Origin of the sequence: Mycobacterium sp. GA-2829, assembly GCF_001499965.1 — a bacterium.
Lineage (GTDB): Bacteria > Actinomycetota > Actinomycetes > Mycobacteriales > Mycobacteriaceae > Mycobacterium.
Genome location: NZ_LQIT01000094.1, coordinates 1 through 1,030, shown reverse-complemented (window position 1 = coordinate 1,030; position 1,030 = coordinate 1). Strand labels below are relative to the sequence as shown.

At 65.2% G+C, this 1,030-nt stretch carries 1 protein-coding gene; it reads right to left on the bottom strand.

All coding sequences use genetic code 11. The features are described from left to right. The coding region (locus tag AU194_RS30780; protein ID WP_059093043.1) for an IS481 family transposase at positions 1-929 on the bottom strand (929 nt) is incomplete at its 3' end. Between the last annotated feature and the right edge of the window lie 101 nt (positions 930-1,030).

Genomic DNA, 1,030 nt, shown 5'->3' with positions numbered 1-1,030 from the left:
CCTCCGATGGCTGAGTGGCGGCGTTGATTGTTGTAGTGCTCAAGCCACGGGGCAAGCGCAGCGCAGCGGGCGTCGTTGGTGGTGAAGACTTGGTGATAGGCCCATTCGGTCTGCAGTGTGCGGTTGAACCGCTCAGCCTTGCCGTTCTGCCACGGGCAATGGGGACGGATGAACACCTGGCGGGCTTCCAACCGGGCCACCGCCTTCTGCATGTCGGTGCTGCGGCGGTAGGCCAACGCGTTGTCGGTCATGACGCGTTCGATGCGCTCGATACCTGCGGCGGTGAAGTAGGCCGCTGCGCGGGTTAAGAATCCGGCGCAGGTGCGGCCTTTCTCGTCAGGGAGGATTTCTGAGTAGGCCAGCCGGGAATGGTCGTCGATTGCTGAGTGCACGTAGTCATAGCCGATGCCGCGGCCGCGGACCTCTTCGCTGCGGCCGTGGGCCTTCCAGCCTCCGCCGTCGGGGATCCGGCCAATCTTCTTGACGTCCATGTGGATTAGCTCGCCGGGATGCTCACGTTCGTAGCGGATGGCAGTGGCCTTCGACGAGCGGATGACCTGGCCGGTCAGAGGGTCGCACTCGCGGAGGTAGGGCAGCTGATGGCGGCGCAGGACAGCACTGACAGTGCGGGCCGGCACGCCGAGTTCGTCGGCGATGAACTGCTGACCTCGCCGCGCCGACTGGCGCAGCGCCACGATGGATGCTTCCACCTCCGGGGCGGTGCGGGTCGGACAGCGGTGCGGCCGTGAGGAGCGGTCACGCAGTCCGGCCGGACCTTCGTCGAGAAATCGGCGCACCCACCGATAGGCGCATTGGCGCGACACACCAAGTTCGGCGGCGACGTGCGCAGGCTTGCGCCCGCCCTTGAGGATCCGATCGACCAACAGTTGCCGACCATGAACGGTCAACCGGGCATTAGCGTGGGGCACGAGGACCTCCGTGTGTGAGTAGAGACGTCAGACATCTCCACTAAGCCCGGAGGTCCTCCCTTCTCACAGCCAAACCGTCAACAACGTCCCTGCCGGGTACA